Annotated in this window: 18 protein-coding genes; 6 read left to right on the top strand and 12 right to left on the bottom strand. The window is 70.8% G+C overall.

Annotated elements, in window-relative coordinates:
• Window positions 1–210: 210 nt before the first annotated feature.
• Window positions 211–624 carry an anti-sigma regulatory factor gene (locus ACIRJT_RS32670; protein WP_003966375.1) on the top strand — a complete coding sequence of 138 codons (414 nt, stop codon included), beginning with the start codon at window positions 211–213 and terminating at the stop codon, window positions 622–624.
• Between the two features lie 23 nt (window positions 625–647).
• Window positions 648–1,577 (top strand): RNA polymerase sigma factor SigF, encoded by a 930-nt coding sequence (locus tag ACIRJT_RS32665; RefSeq protein WP_026290743.1) that lies wholly within the window; start codon window positions 648–650, stop codon window positions 1,575–1,577.
• Window positions 1,578–1,620: 43 nt separating this feature from the next.
• Here the strand turns inward: ACIRJT_RS32665 and ACIRJT_RS32660 are convergent, their stop codons facing one another.
• The gene (locus ACIRJT_RS32660; protein ID WP_381751848.1) at window positions 1,621–2,070 is read right to left on the bottom strand and encodes a hypothetical protein; all 450 of its coding nucleotides are present in this window, start codon (window positions 2,068–2,070) and stop codon (window positions 1,621–1,623) included.
• 165 nt (window positions 2,071–2,235) lie between these two features.
• Between ACIRJT_RS32660 and ACIRJT_RS32655 the strand changes: the two genes are divergently transcribed.
• Both ACIRJT_RS32655 and ACIRJT_RS32650 read left to right on the top strand, forming a co-directional pair.
• Window positions 2,236–3,204, top strand: coding sequence for a diacylglycerol kinase family protein (locus ACIRJT_RS32655; protein WP_351049965.1), 969 nt, complete (start codon window positions 2,236–2,238; stop codon window positions 3,202–3,204).
• Between the two features lie 320 nt (window positions 3,205–3,524).
• Window positions 3,525–3,782, top strand: coding sequence for a WhiB family transcriptional regulator (locus ACIRJT_RS32650; protein ID WP_003953983.1), 258 nt, complete (start codon window positions 3,525–3,527; stop codon window positions 3,780–3,782).
• 192 nt (window positions 3,783–3,974) lie between these two features.
• Here ACIRJT_RS32650 and ACIRJT_RS32645 read toward each other — a convergent pair whose 3' ends face one another.
• Window positions 3,975–5,441, bottom strand: coding sequence for a sensor histidine kinase (locus ACIRJT_RS32645; protein ID WP_403916487.1), 1,467 nt, complete (start codon window positions 5,439–5,441; stop codon window positions 3,975–3,977).
• Window positions 5,442–5,827: 386 nt separating this feature from the next.
• A complete protein-coding gene (locus ACIRJT_RS32640) occupies window positions 5,828–6,910 on the bottom strand; it encodes an SIS domain-containing protein (protein WP_403916417.1) in 1,083 nt (360 codons plus the stop codon).
• A 253-nt stretch (window positions 6,911–7,163) separates the two neighbouring features.
• Between ACIRJT_RS32640 and nagB the strand changes: the two genes are divergently transcribed.
• The gene (gene nagB / locus ACIRJT_RS32635) at window positions 7,164–7,949 is read left to right on the top strand and encodes a glucosamine-6-phosphate deaminase (protein WP_073740024.1); all 786 of its coding nucleotides are present in this window, start codon (window positions 7,164–7,166) and stop codon (window positions 7,947–7,949) included.
• A 133-nt stretch (window positions 7,950–8,082) separates the two neighbouring features.
• Here nagB and ACIRJT_RS32630 read toward each other — a convergent pair whose 3' ends face one another.
• The 4 genes from ACIRJT_RS32630 to ACIRJT_RS32615 form a co-directional block, all read right to left on the bottom strand.
• On the bottom strand, window positions 8,083–9,612 hold the full coding sequence (locus ACIRJT_RS32630) for a glycoside hydrolase family 3 protein (RefSeq protein ID WP_403916412.1): 1,530 nt from the start codon (window positions 9,610–9,612) through the stop codon (window positions 8,083–8,085).
• Between the two features lie 9 nt (window positions 9,613–9,621).
• Complete coding sequence (locus ACIRJT_RS32625; protein WP_403916409.1) at window positions 9,622–10,485, bottom strand: carbohydrate ABC transporter permease; 864 nt, start codon at window positions 10,483–10,485, stop codon at window positions 9,622–9,624.
• A complete protein-coding gene (locus tag ACIRJT_RS32620; protein WP_403916406.1) occupies window positions 10,482–11,489 on the bottom strand; it encodes a carbohydrate ABC transporter permease in 1,008 nt (335 codons plus the stop codon). Before ACIRJT_RS32620 ends, ACIRJT_RS32625 begins: the two co-directional genes overlap by 4 nt.
• Window positions 11,490–11,604: 115 nt before the next feature.
• Entirely contained in the window at window positions 11,605–12,903 is a 1,299-nt protein-coding gene (locus ACIRJT_RS32615; RefSeq protein WP_403916403.1) for a sugar ABC transporter substrate-binding protein, read from the bottom strand.
• 279 nt (window positions 12,904–13,182) lie between these two features.
• Here ACIRJT_RS32615 and ACIRJT_RS32610 point away from each other — a divergent pair, with 279 nt between their 5' ends.
• Window positions 13,183–13,947: a GntR family transcriptional regulator gene (locus tag ACIRJT_RS32610; RefSeq protein WP_007458216.1), complete on the top strand. Its 765-nt coding sequence runs from the start codon at window positions 13,183–13,185 to the stop codon at window positions 13,945–13,947.
• 90 nt (window positions 13,948–14,037) lie between these two features.
• Here the strand turns inward: ACIRJT_RS32610 and ACIRJT_RS32605 are convergent, their stop codons facing one another.
• From ACIRJT_RS32605 to ACIRJT_RS32585, 5 genes are read right to left on the bottom strand one after another with little or no spacing between them, the layout of a single operon-like run.
• Entirely contained in the window at window positions 14,038–15,048 is a 1,011-nt protein-coding gene (locus ACIRJT_RS32605) for an aldo/keto reductase (protein WP_403916400.1), read from the bottom strand.
• Window positions 15,005–16,153 carry an endonuclease/exonuclease/phosphatase family protein gene (locus tag ACIRJT_RS32600; protein WP_403916398.1) on the bottom strand — a complete coding sequence of 383 codons (1,149 nt, stop codon included), beginning with the start codon at window positions 16,151–16,153 and terminating at the stop codon, window positions 15,005–15,007. Before ACIRJT_RS32600 ends, ACIRJT_RS32605 begins: the two co-directional genes overlap by 44 nt.
• On the bottom strand, window positions 16,150–17,307 hold the full coding sequence (locus tag ACIRJT_RS32595) for a glycosyltransferase family 4 protein (RefSeq protein WP_403916395.1): 1,158 nt from the start codon (window positions 17,305–17,307) through the stop codon (window positions 16,150–16,152). Before ACIRJT_RS32595 ends, ACIRJT_RS32600 begins: the two co-directional genes overlap by 4 nt.
• Window positions 17,304–18,452, bottom strand: coding sequence for an endonuclease/exonuclease/phosphatase family protein (locus tag ACIRJT_RS32590; protein ID WP_403916392.1), 1,149 nt, complete (start codon window positions 18,450–18,452; stop codon window positions 17,304–17,306). The genes ACIRJT_RS32595 and ACIRJT_RS32590 overlap by 4 nt, the downstream gene beginning before the upstream one ends.
• The gene (locus ACIRJT_RS32585) at window positions 18,449–19,480 is read right to left on the bottom strand and encodes a glycosyltransferase family 2 protein (protein WP_403916389.1); all 1,032 of its coding nucleotides are present in this window, start codon (window positions 19,478–19,480) and stop codon (window positions 18,449–18,451) included. Before ACIRJT_RS32585 ends, ACIRJT_RS32590 begins: the two co-directional genes overlap by 4 nt.
• Window positions 19,481–19,484 lie beyond the last annotated feature (4 nt).

Here is a 19,484-nt window from a genome sequence, read left to right as displayed (position 1 = left end):
GCTGGTTCTTCGCAATTGGACGCCGCAGACCCCTAGCCACTGTGTGTACGCATGGACTTACCATGAGTGACCGTCGGGGTACGGGGTCCGTACGACACGGCATCATGGATCCGATAACGTCGCCGAGCCGAAGAACCGTCGACGGACCGCATGGCTCCGGGCCACCCTTCCCGGAACCTCGAAAGAGTTTGTGCCACCTTGGAGGTGAGGGTGTCCCAGATCGCAGGCGAGCCCGGTAATCAGGACTTCGTGGAAGTCCGGCTGCCCGCTGCGGGTGCCTACCTGTCGGTGCTGCGAACGGCCACGGCCGGTCTCGCAGCGCGTTTGGACTTCACTCTCGACGAGATCGAGGATCTTCGTATCGCGGTCGACGAGGCCTGCGCGATCCTGCTTCAGCAGGCCGTGCCGGGCTCCGTCCTCAGCTGCGTCTTCCGTCTCGTCGACGACTCCCTCGAAGTGACGGTGTCGGCGCCCACCACGGACGGCCGGGCGCCCGAGCGCGACACCTTCGCCTGGACGGTGCTCTCCGCACTGGCCGGCAAGGTCGACTCCACGGTCGCCGATGACCGTACGGTCAGCATCAGCCTCTACAAACAGCGCGGCGCGGGCCCCGGGCCGGCGTGAGCGACGGGAACGGGGACGGTCCTGTGCGGGACGAGACGATCCGATCCGGGGTGGTGCGCCCAGCAGGCATCCCGGAGCAGCAGGCCCGGCCGCATCCGGTGGACGGAGCGGACGGGCCCGAGAGCATCGACGTCGCGGTGGAGCAGCAGTCGCAGGCAGGGCGGGCGGGCCAGATGAGCGAGCACGGGCACCACGATCCACACGACCGCAGCGGGGCCCGGGCCCTCTTCTTCGAGCTGCGCGAGCTGCCCGACGGTTCGGCGGAGAAGGCCGAACTGCGCAACAGGCTGGTGCGGATGCACCTGCCGCTCGTGGAGCACCTGGCGCGCCGCTTCCGCAACCGCGGGGAGCCGCTGGACGACCTGACCCAGGTGGCCACGATCGGGCTGATCAAGTCCGTGGACCGGTTCGACCCGGACCGGGGCGTGGAGTTCTCGACGTACGCCACCCCCACGGTGGTCGGCGAGATCAAGCGCCACTTCCGGGACAAGGGCTGGGCGGTGCGGGTGCCGCGCCGCCTCCAGGAGCTGCGGCTGTCGCTGACCACCGCCACCGCGGAGCTGTCCCAGCAGCACGGCCGCTCGCCGACGGTGCACGAGCTGGCCGAGCGGCTGGGCATCTCCGAGGAGGAGGTGCTGGAGGGCCTGGAGTCGGCCAACGCGTACAGCACGCTCTCGCTGGACGTGCCGGACACGGACGACGAGTCGCCGGCGGTCGCGGACACGCTGGGCTCGGAGGACGAGGCGCTGGAGGGCGTGGAGTACCGGGAGTCGCTCAAGCCACTCCTGGAGGACCTGCCGCCGCGCGAGAAGCGCATTCTGCTGCTGCGCTTCTTCGGGAACATGACCCAGTCGCAGATCGCCCAGGAGGTCGGCATCTCGCAGATGCACGTCTCCCGGCTGCTGGCCCGGACCCTGGCCCAGCTGCGCGAGCGGCTGCTCGTCGAGGAGTAGGCGAGAAGGGCGTCCGCCGGTCCAGAGGCCCCCCGGCAGCCTCTCAGGCCTCGGGGGTAGCCCTGGGGCCCCGGCGGATGCCCAGGTCCTGGGTGGTCGCCGGCTTGAGGACGAGCACGAGACCGGTGACGGCGACCGCCGCCAGGACGATCCCGGCGGGAATCAGCGCGCCCTGCGAGCGCAGCAGCGTCCAGGCCACCGGCAGCGCCATGATCTGGGTGATCAGCGCGGGCCCCCGGCTCCAGCTGCGCAGCAGCAGCAGTCCGCGGGCGGCGATCAGCGGGATCGCGCCGAGCGCGACCAGCGTGATCCCGACCGTCTCCGCCTGCTGCGTGCTCTCCAGCTTCCCGAGCAGCCCCATGACCAGCATGTAGACACCGCCGAGGGCGAGCGCCAGGCCTTCGAGGGCGTTGACCCCGGCGAGGACGGTGATCCTGGTCGGGCGCTCCGCGGCGGAGGGCGACGGGGTGGAGGGGGTCGCTTGAGTACTCACGCCTTTCAGGTTGGCATCCCGGGGACCCGGAAGTGAAGCCGGGGTGCGGAGGAGCCTCCCCCGTTCGGGCGCACGACGGGGCGGCCGGTCACGTTCCGTCACCGAGCCGGAGCGCAGCGAACCGGGACTACGGCACCGAACCGCCCGGTAGGTAGGCTGGCCGTCATGCGCGCACTTCTCGTGGTCAACCCAGCTGCTACCACCACCAGTGCCCGCACCCGTGACGTGCTCATCCACGCGCTGGCCAGCGAGATGAAGCTGGAGGCGGTGACCACGGAGTACCGGGGGCACGCCCGGGATCTGGGACGGCGGGCCGCGGACAGCGACGACATCGATCTGGTGGTCGCCCTCGGCGGCGACGGCACGGTGAACGAGGTCGTGAACGGGCTGCTGCACCGGGGCCCGGACGTGGACAGCCTTCCGAAGCTCGCCGTGGTTCCCGGCGGGTCCACCAATGTCTTCGCGCGCGCCCTGGGGCTGCCGAACGACGCGGTGGAGGCGACCGGCGCGATCCTGGACGCCCTGGAGAACCGGACCGAACGCACGGTCGGACTCGGCCTCGCGGCCGGAACCCCCGGGACCGAGGACGAGTCCGTCCCCGAACGCTGGTTCACTTTCTGCGCCGGTCTCGGATTCGACGCCGGAGTCATCGGCCGGGTCGAACAGAAACGCGAGCACGGGAAGCGTTCGACCCATGCCCTGTATGTGCGTCAGGTGGTACGGCAGTTCTTGAACGAGGCCCACCGCAGACACGGGCAGATCACGCTCGACGTGCCCGGCCAGGACCCGGTGACCGACCTCGCGCTCTCCATAATCTGCAACACCGCCCCCTGGACCTACCTGGGCAATCGCCCGATGTACGCCTCACCGAAGGCCTCCTTCGACACCGCGCTGGACGTCCTCGGGCTGAAGCGTCTGTCCACCCCGGCGGTGGCCCTCTACGGCACCCAGCTGCTCACTTCGAGCCCCGAGAAGGGGCCGCGCGGCAAGCACGCCGTTTCACGACATGACCTCACGGACTTCACCTTGCATTCAAAGGTTCCACTGCCCTTCCAGATGGACGGCGACCACCTGGGACTGCGTACGAGCGTGACGTTCACAGGCGTACGCCGTGCACTGCGTGTGATTGTGTGAGTGGAAGGGCCTAAAGTCCTTTAACTCGAACGTTTGGACTGGCCCCCACCCCTAAGAAGTGCGGCTGTGACCTAGTCGACACCGAGGAATCAAAAAAAACTTTCCAGAAGGGGTTGTATCCGCCGCCGAGGTTTGCGAATCTCTACATGGCGATCGGGACGGCCCGCAACACCGGCCTCCACTGAGAGCCAGAACCCCTCCTCACCATCACAGACCACACCCAGTCCATCTGGGAGTCGGCCCGTCATCTACGGGGGGATTCGTGAAAGCGTTCACATTCACAAGCAACAAGCGTGTAATACCAAGGAGAGGTAGCAGCCATGGACTGGCGTCACAACGCCGTTTGTCGTGAGGAAGACCCTGAGCTTTTCTTCCCCATCGGCAACACCGGTCCTGCGCTGCTGCAGATCGAGGAAGCCAAGGCTGTCTGCCGCCGCTGCCCCGTCATGGAGCAGTGCCTGCAGTGGGCGCTCGAGTCCGGCCAGGACTCCGGCGTCTGGGGTGGACTCAGCGAGGACGAGCGCCGCGCGATGAAGCGCCGCGCCGCTCGCAACCGGGCGCGCAACGCAAGCGCCTGAGCGAGAACCGCACCAAGCCTCAGCCCGGCGGCGCGTACAGAGCGTACGCACAGCCCCGCCTTCGAGTCGCAGCGCGCAGTACCCCGAAGCGCATCGCAACGTGAGCATCACGGAGCGGGCCCGGACCGTCACCACGGTCCGGGCCCGTTCTGCTGTGCGCCCCGCTCTCCCTGCTCGCCGGCGCGGGATGTCCTACTTGTCGGCGCGGACCGGGAGGTCCAGCACCACCTGGGTGCCGCGTTCGGGCGCCGGGACCATGCCGAACGCGCCGCCCAACTCCCCCTCCACCAGCGTCCGTACGATCTGGAGCCCGAGGTTGCCGGTCCGCTTCGGGTCGAATCCCTCGGGCAGCCCGCGCCCGTCGTCGGTGACGGTGATCAGCAGCCGCCCGTCGGTGGGCGATCCGCCGCGCACGGCGGAGACCTCCACCGTCCCGTGGTCGGCCACGGCGAAGGCGTGTTCCAGGGCGTTCTGCAGAACCTCGGTCAGCACCATGGAGAGCGGGGTGGCGACCTCGGCGTCGAGGATGCCGAAGCGTCCGGTGCGACGGCAGGTCACCTTGCCCGGGGAGATCTCCGAGACCATCGCGATGACCCGGTCGGCGATCTCGTCGAACTCGACCCGCTCGTCCAGATTCTGGGACAGCGTCTCATGGACGATGGCGATCGAACCGACCCGCCGGACCGCCTCGTTGAGCGCCTCGCGGCCCTGCTCGGAGTCCATCCTGCGGGCCTGGAGGCGCAACAGGGCCGCCACCGTCTGGAGGTTGTTCTTCACCCGGTGGTGGATCTCCCGGATGGTCGCGTCCTTGGTGATCAACTCGCGTTCGCGACGGCGCAGTTCGGTGACGTCCCGGAGCAGGACCAGGGAACCGATGCGGACGCCCTTGGGCTTGAGCGGAATGGCCCGCAGCTGGATCACCCCGCCCGCGCACTCGACCTCGAACTCGCGGGGGGCGTAACCGCTGGCCACCTTGACCAGGGCCTCGTCCACCGGCCCGCGGGACGGGGCCAGTTCGGCGGTGGTGGTGCCGAGGTGGTGGCCGACCAGGTCGGAGGCGAGGCCGAGGCGGTGGTAGGCGGAGAGGCCGTTGGGGCTGGCGTACTGGACGATTCCGTCGGCGTCGAGCCGGATCAGGCCGTCGCCCACGCGCGGGGAGGCGTCCATGTCGACCTGCTGGCCGGGGAAGGGGAACGACCCGGCGGCGATCATCTGGGCCAGGTCGGAGGCGGACTGGAGATAGGTGAGCTCCAGCCGCGAGGGGGTGCGCACGGTGAGCAGGTTGGTGTTGCGGGCGATGACGCCGAGCACCCGGCCCTCGCGGCGCACGGGGATGGACTCGACCCGTACGGGCACCTCCTCGCGCCACTCCGGGTCACCCTCGCGCACGATCCGGCCCTCGTCCAGGGCCGCGTCCAGCAGCGGTCGGCGGCCGCGCGGCACGAGGTGGCCGACCATGTCGTCCTGGTAGGAGGTGGGCCCGGTGTTGGGGCGCATCTGGGCGACGGAGACGTACCGCGTGCCGTCGCGGGTGGGGACCCACAGCACGAGGTCGGCGAAGGACAGGTCGGAGAGCAGCTGCCACTCCGAGACCAGCAGATGGAGCCACTCGAGGTCGGTGTCGCTGAGAGCGGTGTGCTGGCGGACGAGGTCGTTCATGGAGGGCACGTGTGGAGCGTACCTGGGGTTACCGGAGGCGCTCGAACCGATCGGCCCGCCGGGCCGTGCCGATGGGGAGGGCGCGCGTGTGCCGCATACCGGTGGACGGGGCCGGTGCCCGGCCCGAGAATGTCGTGCACATGGATGGACACGGGCAATTGGTCTAGTCCACAATGAACACATCACGACCTCCGCTCTCCCCGCACAGGAGAGCGGACCGAGGCTCCGGCACTCTCTGCCCTGACTGCGCCGGTGCCTCCAGTGGCCGACGGCACCGCACACCGTCGGCCGGAAGCTCCGGGCTGCGGTGCCGGGTGGGCTGAGGGTCCCGCTCTGGCGCCGCGGCCCGCGGGTGTTTTCGGGGCCGCGCCACCGCCTCCGTGACCTCAGCGGGTCTCGGTGACCTTGGCCAGGGCGCGGGGCGCGTCCGGATCCTGGCCCCGGGCGATCGTCACCTCGTACGCCAGCAATTGCAGCGGCAGGATCTCCAGGATCGGCTGCAACTCCTCCGGGACGCCCGCCGTGGGCAGCGAGAAGCCGGCCGAGGCCGCCTCCACCTGGGCCTTGGGGCCGACCACGAAGAGGTCCGCGCCGCGTCCGCGCAGCCGGTCCAGCACCGGTTGGAGGGCCTCGCCGCCCCGGCCGTCGGTGACCACGGCGATCACCGGGGAGATGTTGTCGACCATCGCCAGCGGTCCGTGCAGGAGATCCGCGCCGGAGTAGGAGAGAGCGGGGATGTAGCTGGTCTCCATCAGCTTCAGGGCCGCCTCCTTGGCCGTCGGGTAGCCGTAGCCGCGCGAGGTGATCACCATGCGTTCGGCGAACCGGTAGCGGGAGGCCAGCGCCTTGATCTCGGCCCGGCGGCCCAGGACCGCACCCGCGAGGTCGGGCAGAGCGGCCGCGGCCTCGGTGCCGTCGCGGCCGCCCAGGCCCTCCACGAAGAGGTAGAGGGAGAGCAGGGAGGCGGTGTACGTCTTGGTGGCCGGGAGCGCCTTCTCCGGGCCCGCCAGGATGTCGATGTGGTACTCGGAGACCGCCGCCAGCGCGGAGTCCGGGTTGTTGGTGACGGCGAGGGTGACCGCCCCGGCCTCCCGGGCGGCCCTCGTGGAGGCCACCAGGTCCGGCGAGCCGCCCGACTGGCTGACGGTGACCACCAGGACGTCCCGCAGGTCCGGCCGGGCCCCGTAGGCCGTCGTGGTGGACATCGAGGCCAGTCCGCAGGGCAGCCCGAGGCGGATCTCCAGCAGGTACTTCGCGTACAGCGCCGCGTTGTCCGACGTACCCCGGGCGGTGAGCAGCACGAACCGGGGCTTCCGGGCGGCGATCTCGGCGGCGACCTCGCGGACGCGGGGCGCGCCCTGTTCGAGGATGCGGCGCAGCATCGCGGGCTGCTCGGCCATCTCGCCGGACATGATGCGGCCGGGCTCGTCGCCCTGGCCGCCCGGGTCGGCCGGAGGGGTCGCGGACATGGGGGCCTCCCTGCGCTGGCGGCAAACGGCGTACGGGACGGCGCGTGCGCGGGCGCGCGATCCGCACCGTACCGGTCCAAGTCGACCAGGCAATGCCGTGGCCCGCCAGCGGGCCGGGGCGTGCGGGGGCGCGGGCGCGGGCGAGGTGCGGCCGGTGGGCGGACTGTTCACCGTACGGCTGCTCGATTCTGCTAAATTGGGAACTTGATTGGTCTATACCACCTCCTCCCCTAGTCAGATCGGCAGGCACAGCGTGGAAGTTGTCATCGTCCCGGACGCCGCGGCAGGCGGCGAACTGATCGCGGAGGCCATCGCCGCGCTGATCGCCCGCAAGCCCGACGCCCTGCTCGGCGTTGCGACCGGCTCGACCCCGCTGCCCATCTACCGCGCGCTCGCGGCGAAGGTCGCCTCCGGCGCGGTCGACGCCTCGCGCGCCCGGATCTGCCAGCTCGACGAGTACGTCGGGCTGCCCGCGGGCCACCCGGAGTCGTACCGCTCCGTGGTGCTGCGCGAGGTCATCGAGCCGCTCGGGCTCTCCGAGGCCTCCTTCATGGGCCCCGACGGGTCGGCCGAGGACGTCCAGGCGGCCTGCGAGGCCTACGACCGGGCGCTGGCCGAGGCCGGCGGCGTCGACCTCCAGCTCCTGGGCATCGGCACGGACGGGCACATCGGCTTCAACGAGCCCTGCTCCTCGCTCGCCTCCCGCACCCGGATCAAGACGCTGACGCAGCAGACCCGGGTCGACAACGCGCGCTTCTTCGACGACGACATCGAGCAGGTGCCGCACCACGTGATCACGCAGGGCATCGGGACGATCCTGGACTCGCGTCACCCGATCCTGCTGGCCACCGGCGAGGGCAAGGCGGAGGCCGTCGCCCAGACGGTGGAGGGGCCCATCGCCTCGATCGTGCCGGCCTCGGCGCTCCAGCTGCACCCGCACGCGACGGTGGTCGTGGACGAGGCGGCGGCGTCGAAGCTGAAGCTGGCGGACTACTTCCGCGCCACGTATGCGGCGAAGCCGGGGTGGCAGGGGCTGTAGGGCTCGCCCCCTCGCACGGCTGAGGGCCGGGACGCCTTTACGGTGTCCCGGCCCTTTGCCGTGCGGTGTCGTGCGCCGCCCGCCCGGCGTGAGGCCTTGCCCTCGATCGCCGGACGGGCTTGGTACGAGTGCGTCAGGCGCTCGTGCCGGTGATCGCTTCCGCTGCCGCCAGGCCGCAGACCCGGGCCGCGCCGTGGGTGGCGATGTGCAGCGAGCCGCGCGGGGCCGACTGGGGCAGACCCATCTCGACCACGATCGTGTCCGGGCGGGCCGCCAGCAGTGCGTCGAGCGCGGCGCCCATCCAGGCGTGCCGGTGCTCGTCGCGGACCACGGCGACGATGCGCCGCTCCCCCGCCGCCGCCAGGATCGCGTCCGCCGGAGCGGCGGCCTGGTCGGTGTAGGTGTCCGCGCCGGTGCCGGGCAGGAGCCTGCCCAGCTCGGCGGCGATGCCCCACGGGGTCTCGTCGCCGACCGCGATGTTCGCCACCGCGCTGAACGAGGCGACGTACGCCGCACCGGTCAGCCGGTCGCCGGAGCCGGTCACCCGGACCGCGCGGCGGGCGGCGACCAGACCGATGTCGGAGCTGACTCCGGTGCCGGGCGCGGTCCCCTCCTGCACTGCCGCGCCCGGCTCCGGGACATCCCCCCGGGCCCTCTGCGTCCAGGACGCCAGAGCTCGTACACGGGCGGCCGCGTCGGCGAGCCGCTCCTCGGTCAGGTCCCCGCTGCGCACGGCCGCGACGAGGGCGTCGCGCAGCCGCAGCACCGTCTCCTCGTCGGCCAGGCCGCCGCCCACGCAGATGGCGTCGGCGCCCGCCGCGAGGGCGAGGACGGACCCGCGCTCGATGCCGTACGTACCGGCGATGGCGTCCATCTCCACGGCGTCGGTGACGATCAGGCCGTCGTAACCCAGCTCCTGGCGCAGCAGACCGGTGAGAATCTGCGGGCTCAGGGTCGCCGGGCGGTCCGGGTCGAGTGCGGGAAGCAGGATGTGCGCGCTCATCACCGATTTGGAACCCGCGGCGATGGCTGCCCGGAAGGGCACCAGTTCACGGGCGTGCAGGGTGTCGAGGTCCACGTCGATGCGGGGCAGCGCCAGGTGCGAGTCGACCGCGGTGTCGCCGTGCCCGGGGAAGTGCTTGGTGCAGGCGGCGACGCCGGCGGCCTGGAGCCCCTCGATGTACGCGGCGGTGTGCCGGGCGGCCAGGCGGGTGTCGGCGCCGAAGGAGCGCACGCCGATGACCGGGTTGCCCGGGTTGGAGTTGACGTCGGCGGACGGCGCCCAGTTGAGGTTGACGCCGCACTCGGCGAGCCGGCGGCCGAGCTCCTGGGCGACGGCCCGGGTGAGGTGGACGTCGTCCACCGAGCCGAGGGCGAAGTTGCCGGGGAAGGAGGAGCCGTGCGTGACCTCCAGGCGGGTCACGTCGCCGCCCTCCTCGTCGATGGCGACGAGGACGTCGTCCCGCTCGGAGCGCAGCCGCTCGGTGAGGGCGGTCAGCTGTTCGGGCGAGGTGATGTTGCGGCCGAACAGCCCGACGGAGGCGAGGCCCTCACCGACGCGGCGCAGCAGCCAGTCCGGCGCGGTGGTGCCGGTGAACCCGGGCTGGAGCACGGCGAGCGCGTCGCGCGTCACGGTGTCCGTGGTGGAAACGAGGGTGGTCATGGGCCCGCACTATCCCTTCACAGCGCCGGAAGTGAGGCCTGCGGCCATCTTCTTCTGGATGATCATGAAGAACACGACGACGGGGATGGCGATCATGGTCGACGCCGCCATGAGGGCGCCGTAGTCCGTTCCGCGCTCGGTCGTGAACGTCATCAGCCATACGTTCAGCGTGTACTTGGAGTTGTCGTTGATCAGGATGTACGCGAAGAGGTACTCGTTCCACGCGTTCACCAGGGCGAAGATCGACGCGGCGGCGAGCCCGGGGGCCAGCAGCGGGAAGATCACCCGGCGGAAGGCCTGGAAGCGGGTGCACCCGTCCACCATCGCGGACTCCTCCAGCTCCACCGGGATGTTCACGACGAAGCCGCGGATCATGATGGTGGCGAAGGGCAGCGTGGAGACCAGGTAGACGACGATCAGGCCCCAGTACTCGTCGATCCCGCCCATCGCGTTGAGCTGGGCGTAGATCGGGATGAGCATGGCCGTCGGCGGCAGCATCTGGACCAGGATCATGATCAGGACCAGGGCCTTGCGGCCGAAGAACCGGAACCGGCCGATCGCCAGGGCCGCCAGGGTCGCGATGATCATGCCGCCGACCACCGCGGTGACGGCGACGATCAGGCTGGACTGGATGGCGGTGGCGAAGTTCTGCTGCTCGGTGGCCCGGACGAAGTTGTCGAAGGTGAACGACGTGGGCCACAGGGTCTGGTCGTAGCTGCGGATCTCGTGGTTGGGCCGCAGGGCGCTGATGAGCAGCCAGTAGACCGGGAAGACCATGACCAGGGCGATGCCGAGGCCGATGATGTCGAGGTGGAACCGGCTCTTCTTGCGGTCGGGCCGCAGCGCCTGTGTCGTCTGGGTCGAGCTGCTCATTCGACCTCTCCCGTCTTCATGAGCTGGCGCAGGTAGTACACGGCCACGCCGGACAGCAGCAGCACCGTGATCAGGGCGATCGCGGTGCCCTGGCTGAAGGAGGTGGACTCGAACGCCTTGGAGTAGGAGTAGAGACCGAGGGTCTCGTACTCCGGCTCGGGCTTGTTGCCGCGCAGCAGCCAGATCTGGCCGAAGACGTTGAAGTCCCAGATCACCGAGAGGGTGGCGACCATGGTGAAGACCGGCTTGATGACCGGCCAGGTGACGAACCGGTAGATGCCGTAGCCGCTGGCGCCGTCGAGGGCGGCGGCCTCCTCCAGCTCCTGGGGGACCTGGGTGAGGGCGGCGTACAGGGTGACGACGACGAACGGGATGGCGCCCCAGACGACCAGCAGGGTGATGATGCCGAAGCCCTGGATCGGGTCGAGGTACCAGTTGTGTCCGAGCCAGTCCTCGCCGACGACCTTGGCGATCAGGGTGTTGATCAGGCCGTAGTCGGAGTCGGCCATGAACCGGAAGATCGAGGCGGCGACCATCAGCGGCATCGACCAGGCGGCGATGAGGCAGGCGGTGAGCACCAGCCGGACCCAGTTGGAGAGCTTGCGCATCAGCAGGGCGACGAGCAGACCGATCCCCATGGTCAGCGTCACGCAGACGACCATGAAGACGACGGTGCGGAAGGTGACCCACCAGAACTCGGAGTCGCCGAGGATGTTGGTGAACTGCTCGAAGCCGACCCAGGGAGCGGGCTCTCCGGACCACAGCTCACGGCGGCCCATGTCCTGGAAGGACATGATGACCGTCTTGCTGAGCGGGTAGAGATAGACGGCGGCGATCGCCACGATCGCCGGGAGGATCAGGAGATAGGGGAGCAGTTCCCCCTTCTTCCGCTTCCTCTTCTGCACCCGGGGCGCATCGTCGTCGAAGGACGACTTCCCGGTCACCTGCGGGTCGGGGGGTACGGGTACCGGCGGCCCGGCGGCCTTGGTATCAGCGGCAGACACGTGGCTGACCTTCCATCGCGGGTCCGGGGCGGGCCCCGGAATTCACGGCGTTCACTTGCGGGAAAAGAGCGGGGGCCCGGCGCTGACGCCGGGCCCCCGCCTGGCGATCGGAAGGTCAGCTTTCCTTGTTGATCAGCGCGTTGATCTTGTCGTCGGCCTTCTTGGAGGCGTCGGCGACGGAATCGCCCTTGACGATCTCCAGAAGCATGTTCTGGAGGATCTCTTCCTTCTCGATGGAGGCCCAGCCCGGCGCGATCGGCGTGAACCAGGCGTCCGGCACCGCGTTGGCGATGGCGGCGGTCTCCGGCTTGGCCTTCAGCGGCTCAAGCTGCTTCTCGTTGTTGGGGAGGATGTTCTTCGACGCGAGGACCTCCATGGACTTCGCGTTGGTGAAGAGGGAGATCCACTCCTCGCCGAGGTCCTGGACCTTGGACTTGGAGATCGTCGCGAGGTCCGAGCCGCCGATGAAGGACGGGAGCGCCTTGCCCTCCGGGCCGGGCATACCGGCCGTGGCGATCTTGCCCTCGAGCTTCGGGTTGCCGTTCTCGCCCGTGGTGACGCTGCCGGCCTCCCAGGCCTGGCCGTAGATGACCGCGGCCTTCTCGTTGGCCATGACGTTGGCGTGGTCCTGCTCGTCCTTCGTCACATCGGCCTTGTTGTACTTCTTGACCAGGTCGATGAAGTGCTGGATGCCCTTCTGGGCCTCCGGGGTGGAGAGCGCGGACTTCCACTCCTTGCTGCCCTCGTCGTACGTGGCGATCTGGCCACCGTAGGCGGCGACGTAGGACATCGCGGCGTACCAGTAACGGCCCGGGAAGTAGAGGGAGGAGGCGCGCTTGTCCTTCTTGCCCAGCTCGGCGGAGACCTTGTCCATCGCGGCGAGGAACTCGTCCTCGGTCTGCGGGAGGGCGTCGCTGCCGGTGCCGGCCTTCAGCATGTCCTTGTTGTACACGGCCAGACGGGCGCTCGCGTAGTAAGGAACGCAGTACGTCTTGCCCTCGAAGGAGCACGTGTCCTTCAGACCCTTGATCCAGGTGTCCGAGTTCTCGTACTTCTTGGGGTCGATTTCTCCGAGCGCACCATTGAGGATGTACTGCATGGTCTCGGTGTTGCCGAGTTCGACAACGTCGGGGAATTTGTCACCCGCGAGAGAGGTGTCCAGCTTCTTGACCTTATCGGCCCACTGCTGGTACTGAACCCTGACCTTGACGCCCGGGTACTTCTTGTTGAACTCGGCGTTGACGTCCTTGACCAGTTCCGGCCAGGTGGACCGGGCCTCGCCCATGAGCCAGACGGTCAGGTTTTCCTTGCGGTCCTTCGGGTCCGCGGACGACTTCGTGTCGTCCGAACCACACGCCGCGACCGAAACCAACATGCCCGCGACACCGATAGCCGCGATGAGCTTGCGCTTCACGTCAAACCCTCCTCAGGGATGCTGCAACCCCACCCACCGCGAAGTCATTCGACGAGTTCTGCTGGGGCTGGACCTGGTCTTTAATGGTTTAGACCAGTACCGGGAGCTTGGCCTAGACCTTTAGGGGTGTCAAGGGTGTATAAGAAGTGCACTCGCGTCCGTTATAGGACCGACACCTAAGGGAGGGCGACGACCCGTGACCGGACCGTGCCACCATGTGAGCCGCGACAGACGGAGGAGCCGGTGACGGCAGCAACGCAGCAGTCGGGAAGGCGGGCCATGGGCGCCGACGGGGGCAGTACGGGGAGCGAGACCGGTGCTGGTACGCGCACAGCGCGCGTACCGAAGTACTACCGGCTCAAGCGGCATCTCCTCGACATGACGGACACCCTGCCGCCCGGCACCCCGGTGCCGCCCGAACGCACCCTGGCGGCCGAATTCGACACCTCGCGCACCACCGTGCGCCAGGCGCTCCAGGAACTGGTCGTCGAGGGCCGGCTGGAACGCATTCAGGGCAAGGGGACCTTCGTAGCCAAGCCGAAGGTCTCCCAGGCGCTCCAGCTCACCTCGTACACCGAGGACATGCGCGCCCAGGGACTGGAGCCGACGTCCCAACTGCTGGACATCGGCTATGTGACGGCGGACGACACGCTCGCCGGTCTGCTGGACATCTCGACGGGCGGCCGGGTGCTGCGCATCGAGCGGCTGCGGCTCGCCAGCGGGGAGCCGATGGCGATCGAGACCACGCATCTTTCGGCCAAACGCTTCCCGGCGCTGCGTCGTTCGCTGGTGAAGTACACCTCGCTCTACACCGCGCTCGCCGAGGTGTACGACGTCCGCCTCGCCGAGGCGGAGGAGACCATCGAGACCTCGCTCGCCACCCCGCGCGAGGCGGGGCTGCTGGGCACCGACGTGGGGCTGCCGATGCTCATGCTGTCCCGCCATTCGGTGGACGGCCAGGGCGAACCGGTGGAGTGGGTGCGCTCGGTGTACCGGGGCGACCGGTACAAGTTCGTGGCCCGCCTCAAGCGCCCGACGGACTGAGCGGCACCACGAACGGCGCGGTACGCACAGGGCGGTGGCCCGGGGACGAGATCCCCGGGCCACCGCCCGTTTTCGGTCACACGGTTCGCGTCAGCGCAGTTCGGGGTCGGTCTCGATGACGCTGTACGGGTACGGGAGCGTCTGGTCGCTCGCCGCGGTCAGCAGGGCGGCGTCGGCCGGGTCCAGGTCCAGGTCCGCCGCGCCCAGGTTGGTCTCCAGCTGCTCCGGGGTGCGGGCGCCCACGATGGGTGCGGTGACCCCGGGCCGGCCGAGCAGCCAGGCGAGGGCCAGCACCGGTACCGCGAGGCCCGTGCGTCCGGCGACCTCGTGCAGGGCGTCCAGCACCCGCCAGGTGCGCTCGTCCCCCTCGTACGCGCTCCACGACTCGCCCCAGCCGAGCTTCTCGGCGGTCTCCACACGGGTGCCCGCGGGCGGCCTCTCCGTACCGCGCCGGATCGCGCCGCTCAGCCAGCCGCCGCGCAGCGGGCTCCACGGGATGACGCCCAGGCCCTCGTTGCGGCTGACCTCCATCAGCTCCCACTCGGCGGAGCGGTCCAGCAGGTTGTAGAGCGGCTGGAGGGCGGTGAAGGGCTCCCAGCCGTGTCCCCGGCTCAGGTCGATCGCCTTCTGGAGCTGCCAGCCGGAGAAGTTGCTGGCCCCGATGTAGCGGACCTTCCCGGACGTGACGAGGGCGTCCAGGGTGGCGAGGGTCTCCTCCAGCGGGGTACCCGGGTCCCAGGCGTGCACCTGGTAGAGGTCGATGTGGTCGGTGCCCAGCCGGCGCAGGCTCGCCTCGACCCCGGAGATCAGGTGATTGCGGCCCAGGCCGCGGTCGTTGGGGCCCTCCCCCGTGCCGTACCGCACCTTGGTGGCGATCACCACGTCGTCGCGGCGCTGTCTCTTCAGCCAGCGGCCGAGGATCTCCTCGGAGGCCCCGGCGGAGTAGATGTCGGCGGTGTCCACGAAGGTGCCGCCCGCCTCGGTGAAGCGGTCCAGCAGGGCGTGGCTGGTGCTCTCGTCGGCCTCGCGGCCGAACGTCATGGCGCCGAGGCAGAGTTCACTGACCCGCAGGCCGGTCTTGCCCAGGTAGCGGTAACGCATGGTGAGTTCCTTCGTCGTGGTGGCGGGATCGGTGGTCGGCGAGCGTCCGGTGGTCCGGTTCGGTGAGTGACACGGACACCTCCTGGACGCTGTGGTCGGACAGGCCGCGCGGATCGCGGAAGCGGTAGTGGTGGACCCGGGCGCCCGGTGTGGTGAGCACCCAGTCCAGCCGCCACCAGCGCATGCCGGGTCGGGCCTGCCAGGTGGTGGGGCAGAGTTTTCCGGCGACGGCGACCGCGTCGTCGCCCAGGCGGGCGATGCGGCGGGCGTCCCCGATCGCGGCGGTGGTGTTGAAGTCCCCGGCGATCAGGGCCGGATGGGGGCAGCCGGCGACGTCCCCGAGGAGTCCCCGGTACTCCCGTGCCCGGTCGGCGGCCCGGGTGCGGACCGCGCGGTAGAAGTCTGCGCGCAACGGGCTGACGAGTCGCAGCTGTACCGGGATGTGGACGTTGAAGGTGGCGAGAATCCGACCGTCGCCCGGCATCTCCAGGTCCACCCGCAGGGTCCGGCGGGCGGCCGTCTCGACGGTCGCGGCGACCGGCAGCCGGGACAGGGTGATCAGGCCGCGGGCGATGACGGCCCGGTGGCCGGGGAAGGTCTCGCGCAGCCGTCGCTCGTCGTCGATCAGGCGGTAGGTGCCGTCGAACCCGTCGTGGTGGTACTCCTGGAGGAGGTAGACGTCGGCGTCGAGCCCGCGCAGGAAGGCGTAGAAGGGCTCGGGATCGGTGGACTGGCACCAGTGCTGGGTGTTCCAGGACACGACGCGCACCGCCCCGTCCGGCGGCGGTGGCGGGCGGCGCGCTCGCCGCACGAGCGCGCCGGGCACGAGGCCGGACTGCCGGGCCCCGGGCAGCAGGGCCGCGCCCGCCACGACCGCGGCCGTGAGGTCCCCCGTCGCCCCGGCTGCCACCAGGAGCAGGGCGGGCACGGCGGCGAACACCGGCGGCGGCAGCAGCGAGGGCAGCAGCCAGAACCACCAGCGGCCGTTGAGGACGAGGTGCGCGGCCAGGAACACCGCCCAGGTCCCGGCCGCCCACAGCGCCCATCCGCCGCCCGGCCAGGCGGCGTTCGCCCCGGCCGCGCTCAGGATGCCGGTCGTTCTCACGCGGAGGCTCCCTGTACGGCCCCGGCCTCCCGGAACAGCGCGTCGTAGGCGTCCAGGCAGCTGTCGGTCCCGTACCGGGCGCGGGCGTCGCGGCCTCCCTCGGCGCGGCGCCCCGGGGCGTAGGCGGCCACCTCCAGGAGGGCTCCGGCCAGGGCGCGGGCGTCGCCGGGCGGGAAAAGGCGGCCGAAACCGGTCTCGGCCACCGGCACGCGCATGCCCGGCGCGTCGCTCGCGACGGAGGGCACACCGAGCATCATCGCCTCGGCCTGGGAGATGCCGAAGGACTCCTCGGCGACGGACGGCAGGGCGAAGGCGTCCAGCGAGGCGTAGAAGCCCGCCACCCGGTCGTCGGGGAGGAAGCCGGTGAACCGGATACGGGTGTCGTCGCCGGCCCGGGCCCGCAGGGCCCCGACGACGCTGCCGCCCGCGACCTTGGAGTGGTCGCCGGCGATCAGCAGCCGGGCCTCGGGGTCCGAGATCGTCCGGAAGGCGTCGACCAGGTGGTGGAGCCCCTTCTCCGGGGCGATCCGGCCGAGGAAGCCGAAGTGCGGGCCCGCCGTCTCGCGGAACGCGGCGGGCGCGGGCTCGCGTTCGCGGCAGGGCGGGGCGATGGCCAGCAGCCGGCGCCCGCGCATCAGGGGCCAGTGGCGCGAATGCTCCGCGTGGTCCACGTTGTTGACGACCACGGCGGCCGAGCGGCGCAGCGCCCCGGCCACCGAGGCGTCGACGATCTTCACCTGGAGCGGGGCGAGGACGCCCCCGGCCAGCCAGACGTCGTCGTGGTGGGTGGCGACGACCGGGGTGGCCCCGGCGAGGCGGGCGACGAGCCCCGCCTCCAGCATCGGCAGGTGGAGGTTGACGACCCGGGAGGCGCGGGCGATCCGCCCGGCGAGCGGGGCGAACCCGGGGCTGATCACCCCGCGTCCGAGCCGGGCGGCGACCGGGGCGCGGAACACCTCGACGCCGTTCACCCTCTCCCGTGCGGGGCTGTCCGGATCGTGCCGGCAGGCGACGACGGCGACGCGGCGGCCCCGCGCGGCCAGCCCCTCGGCGACCGTGCGGGCCACTTCGGTGAGCCCGCTGGTGTACGGGAGGTAGTAGGTGAGCACGATCGTCACGTCGAAGCGGGGCGAGCGCGCGGAGCGCCGGGTCATGGCCGTTCCTTCTCGGTGGCCGGGGCGGACGCCCCGGGGGCGGGCAGGGAGAGCCGGAGATCGATCAGCCGGTGGGTGGAGAGTGGGGCGGGCGGGTCCTGGACGGACTGCCGGTGGAGGTCGATCCGGGGCGAGACGAACGCCCAGTCGAGCCGCCAGAGCGCCGGACCGCTGACCGGGAAGGTCGCCGGGTACACCGAGTCCCCCGCGTCGGCGGCGTCCCGCAGTCCGTCGAACCACCGCAGGTCCCCGGTGCCCGGCAGCACGTTGAGGTCCCCGGCGAGGACCACCGGGTGGCCGTTGGCGTCGAGGTCCTCGCGCAGCACCTCGAAGTGCCGCTCGCGGCGCTCGGAGAGCTGCCGTACGGAGCGGTGGTAGCCGGCGGTCAGCGGGTTGCGGTCGACGTTCAGCAGATCGGGCAGGTGGGTGTTGTAGAGGGACAGGGTCCGGCCGTCGACGTCGATGTCGGTGCGCAGGACGCGGACGTTCCAGTAGTCGGCCCAGGAGGTGTCGGGCGGGGCGAGCCCGTCGGGGCGCAGCGCCCGCGCCGAGGTGATGGGGAAGCGGGACAGGGTGAGGAACTCGCCCTCGGTGGCGATGTGGAAGCCCGGGAACTCCTTGCGGAGCCGGGCGAGGTCGTCGATCGGCGCGGGTTCGTCGCCCCGGGCGTTCTGGTACTCCTGGAGGAGGTAGACGTCGGCGGAGCGGGACTTCAGGTAGGCGTAGAACGCGTCGGTGTCGCTGTCCTGGTCCCAGAAGAAGGTGTTCCAGCTGACCACCCTGAGGGCGTCCGGGGGCACGGCGGGCGTCCCGCGCAGGAGCGCCCCGGGGTGCAGTCCGGTCTGCCAGGAGCCGAGCAGCAGGGAGAGCAGGACGACGCCCACCGCCGCCCGTCTGCCGTGCCGGATCAGCGCGGCCGGGATCAACAGGGCGAGCGGGAACAGCAGATGGAGGACGGGCGGGGCGAGGCCGAGTCCGTTCCACGCCCACCACCGGCCGCTGAGGAGGGCGCGGGCGGCGACGAACAGGGCCCACAGGACGGCGACGGCGAGCAGCAGCCGGCCGGGCCACCGGCGGGGCGGCCCTGCGGGCTCGGGCGGCGCGGCCGGGTCGGCCACCGTGCCCGGAGCGAGGGTTCCGGTCATGTGGCGGCCCGCACCGGGGCGAGGTGCTCCCCCGGCTCGTACAGCCGGCGGAAGCTGCGGGAGGTCAGCCATTGGAGGACGCCGATGCCCGCGCCCGCCGCGATGACCGCGTTGACCACACAGTGCGTGAAGGCGAAGTAGGCGGTGAACAGCGGCCCTCGGCGGCGCAGGACGAAGCGGTAGAGGGCGGTGTCCGCGAGGAGGGCGAAGGCCAGCAGGGCGGCGGGGGCGAGCAGCCAGGGCAGGGCGATCAGGCCGAGCGGCAGGGTCAGCAGGGCGAGCAGGGCCGCGACGCTGGCTCCGGCACGCGGGCCGGTGGCGATGCCGCCGGGGAGGTCGCCGCGGCGGACGTACAGCGGGATGTGCAGCCGGGTGCGGTGGAAGACCTTGCGCAGCACGACCCGCCAGGTGTCGTCGTGGTCGTGCCGGCCGCGGACGGTGGTGGAGCTGTGGACCTCGTAACTCCGGCAGATCCGGGCGGCGTAGTCGCCGTCCTCGGTGTGCCGCAGCCGGGGGTTGAAGGGGCCGATCTCGGCGAAGACCCGGGCGGGCATGGCGCAGATCGCGGTGTGGAGGGTGCCGATGCGGCCCTCGGTCTCGGCGAGCCAGTAGAACTGGTGGAGGCAGCGGTACTCCTCGATCAGGCTGTCCCGGATGAGGGGTTCGGCGTCGTAGGTGCCGCAGACCGCGCCGATGCGGGGGTCGGAGTCGAGCAGGGCGACGGCATTGGCGACGGCGTCCTGTTCCATCGCCACGTCGGAGTCGACGAACACGATGATCTCGCCCCGGGCGTGGGCCGCGCCGGTGTTGCGGGTGGTGGCCACGCCGCTGTTGACGCCGGTGCTGATCACCCGGACGCCGCAGGCCTCGGCGACGGCGACGGAGTCGTCGGTGGAGCAGTCGTCGATCAGCAGCACCTCCAGCGGTTCGTAGGTCTGGGCGAGCGCGGCGCGCAGACAGAGCTCCAGCGCGCGGCCGTAGTTGTAGTTGGGGATGACGACGGAGACGAGCGGTTGCTTCCGGTTCATGGGG

The sequence above is a fragment of the Streptomyces sp. NPDC102283 genome, assembly GCF_044766265.1.
Lineage (GTDB): Bacteria > Actinomycetota > Actinomycetes > Streptomycetales > Streptomycetaceae > Streptomyces.
This window is presented reverse-complemented; position numbering and strand designations above follow the sequence as displayed.

Excerpts from the sequence above, each read along its gene's own strand:
- ACIRJT_RS32645 (WP_403916487.1), bottom strand. The coding sequence starts at position 5,441 with ATGAACGACCTCGTCCGCCAGCACACCGCTCTCAGCGACACCGACCTC.
- ACIRJT_RS32595 (WP_403916395.1), bottom strand. The coding sequence starts at position 17,307 with ATGACCCGGCGCTCCGCGCGCTCGCCCCGCTTCGACGTGACGATCGTG.
- ACIRJT_RS32610 (WP_007458216.1), top strand. The coding sequence starts at position 13,183 with ATGGGCGCCGACGGGGGCAGTACGGGGAGCGAGACCGGTGCTGGTACG.
- ACIRJT_RS32605 (WP_403916400.1), bottom strand. The coding sequence starts at position 15,048 with ATGCGTTACCGCTACCTGGGCAAGACCGGCCTGCGGGTCAGTGAACTC.
- ACIRJT_RS32625 (WP_403916409.1), bottom strand. The coding sequence starts at position 10,485 with ATGAGCAGCTCGACCCAGACGACACAGGCGCTGCGGCCCGACCGCAAG.
- ACIRJT_RS32655 (WP_351049965.1), top strand. The coding sequence starts at position 2,236 with ATGCGCGCACTTCTCGTGGTCAACCCAGCTGCTACCACCACCAGTGCC.
- ACIRJT_RS32590 (WP_403916392.1), bottom strand. The coding sequence starts at position 18,452 with ATGACCGGAACCCTCGCTCCGGGCACGGTGGCCGACCCGGCCGCGCCG.
- ACIRJT_RS32650 (WP_003953983.1), top strand. The coding sequence starts at position 3,525 with ATGGACTGGCGTCACAACGCCGTTTGTCGTGAGGAAGACCCTGAGCTT.
- ACIRJT_RS32630 (WP_403916412.1), bottom strand. The coding sequence starts at position 9,612 with ATGACCACCCTCGTTTCCACCACGGACACCGTGACGCGCGACGCGCTC.
- ACIRJT_RS32585 (WP_403916389.1), bottom strand. The coding sequence starts at position 19,480 with ATGAACCGGAAGCAACCGCTCGTCTCCGTCGTCATCCCCAACTACAAC.
- ACIRJT_RS32640 (WP_403916417.1), bottom strand. The coding sequence starts at position 6,910 with ATGTCCGCGACCCCTCCGGCCGACCCGGGCGGCCAGGGCGACGAGCCC.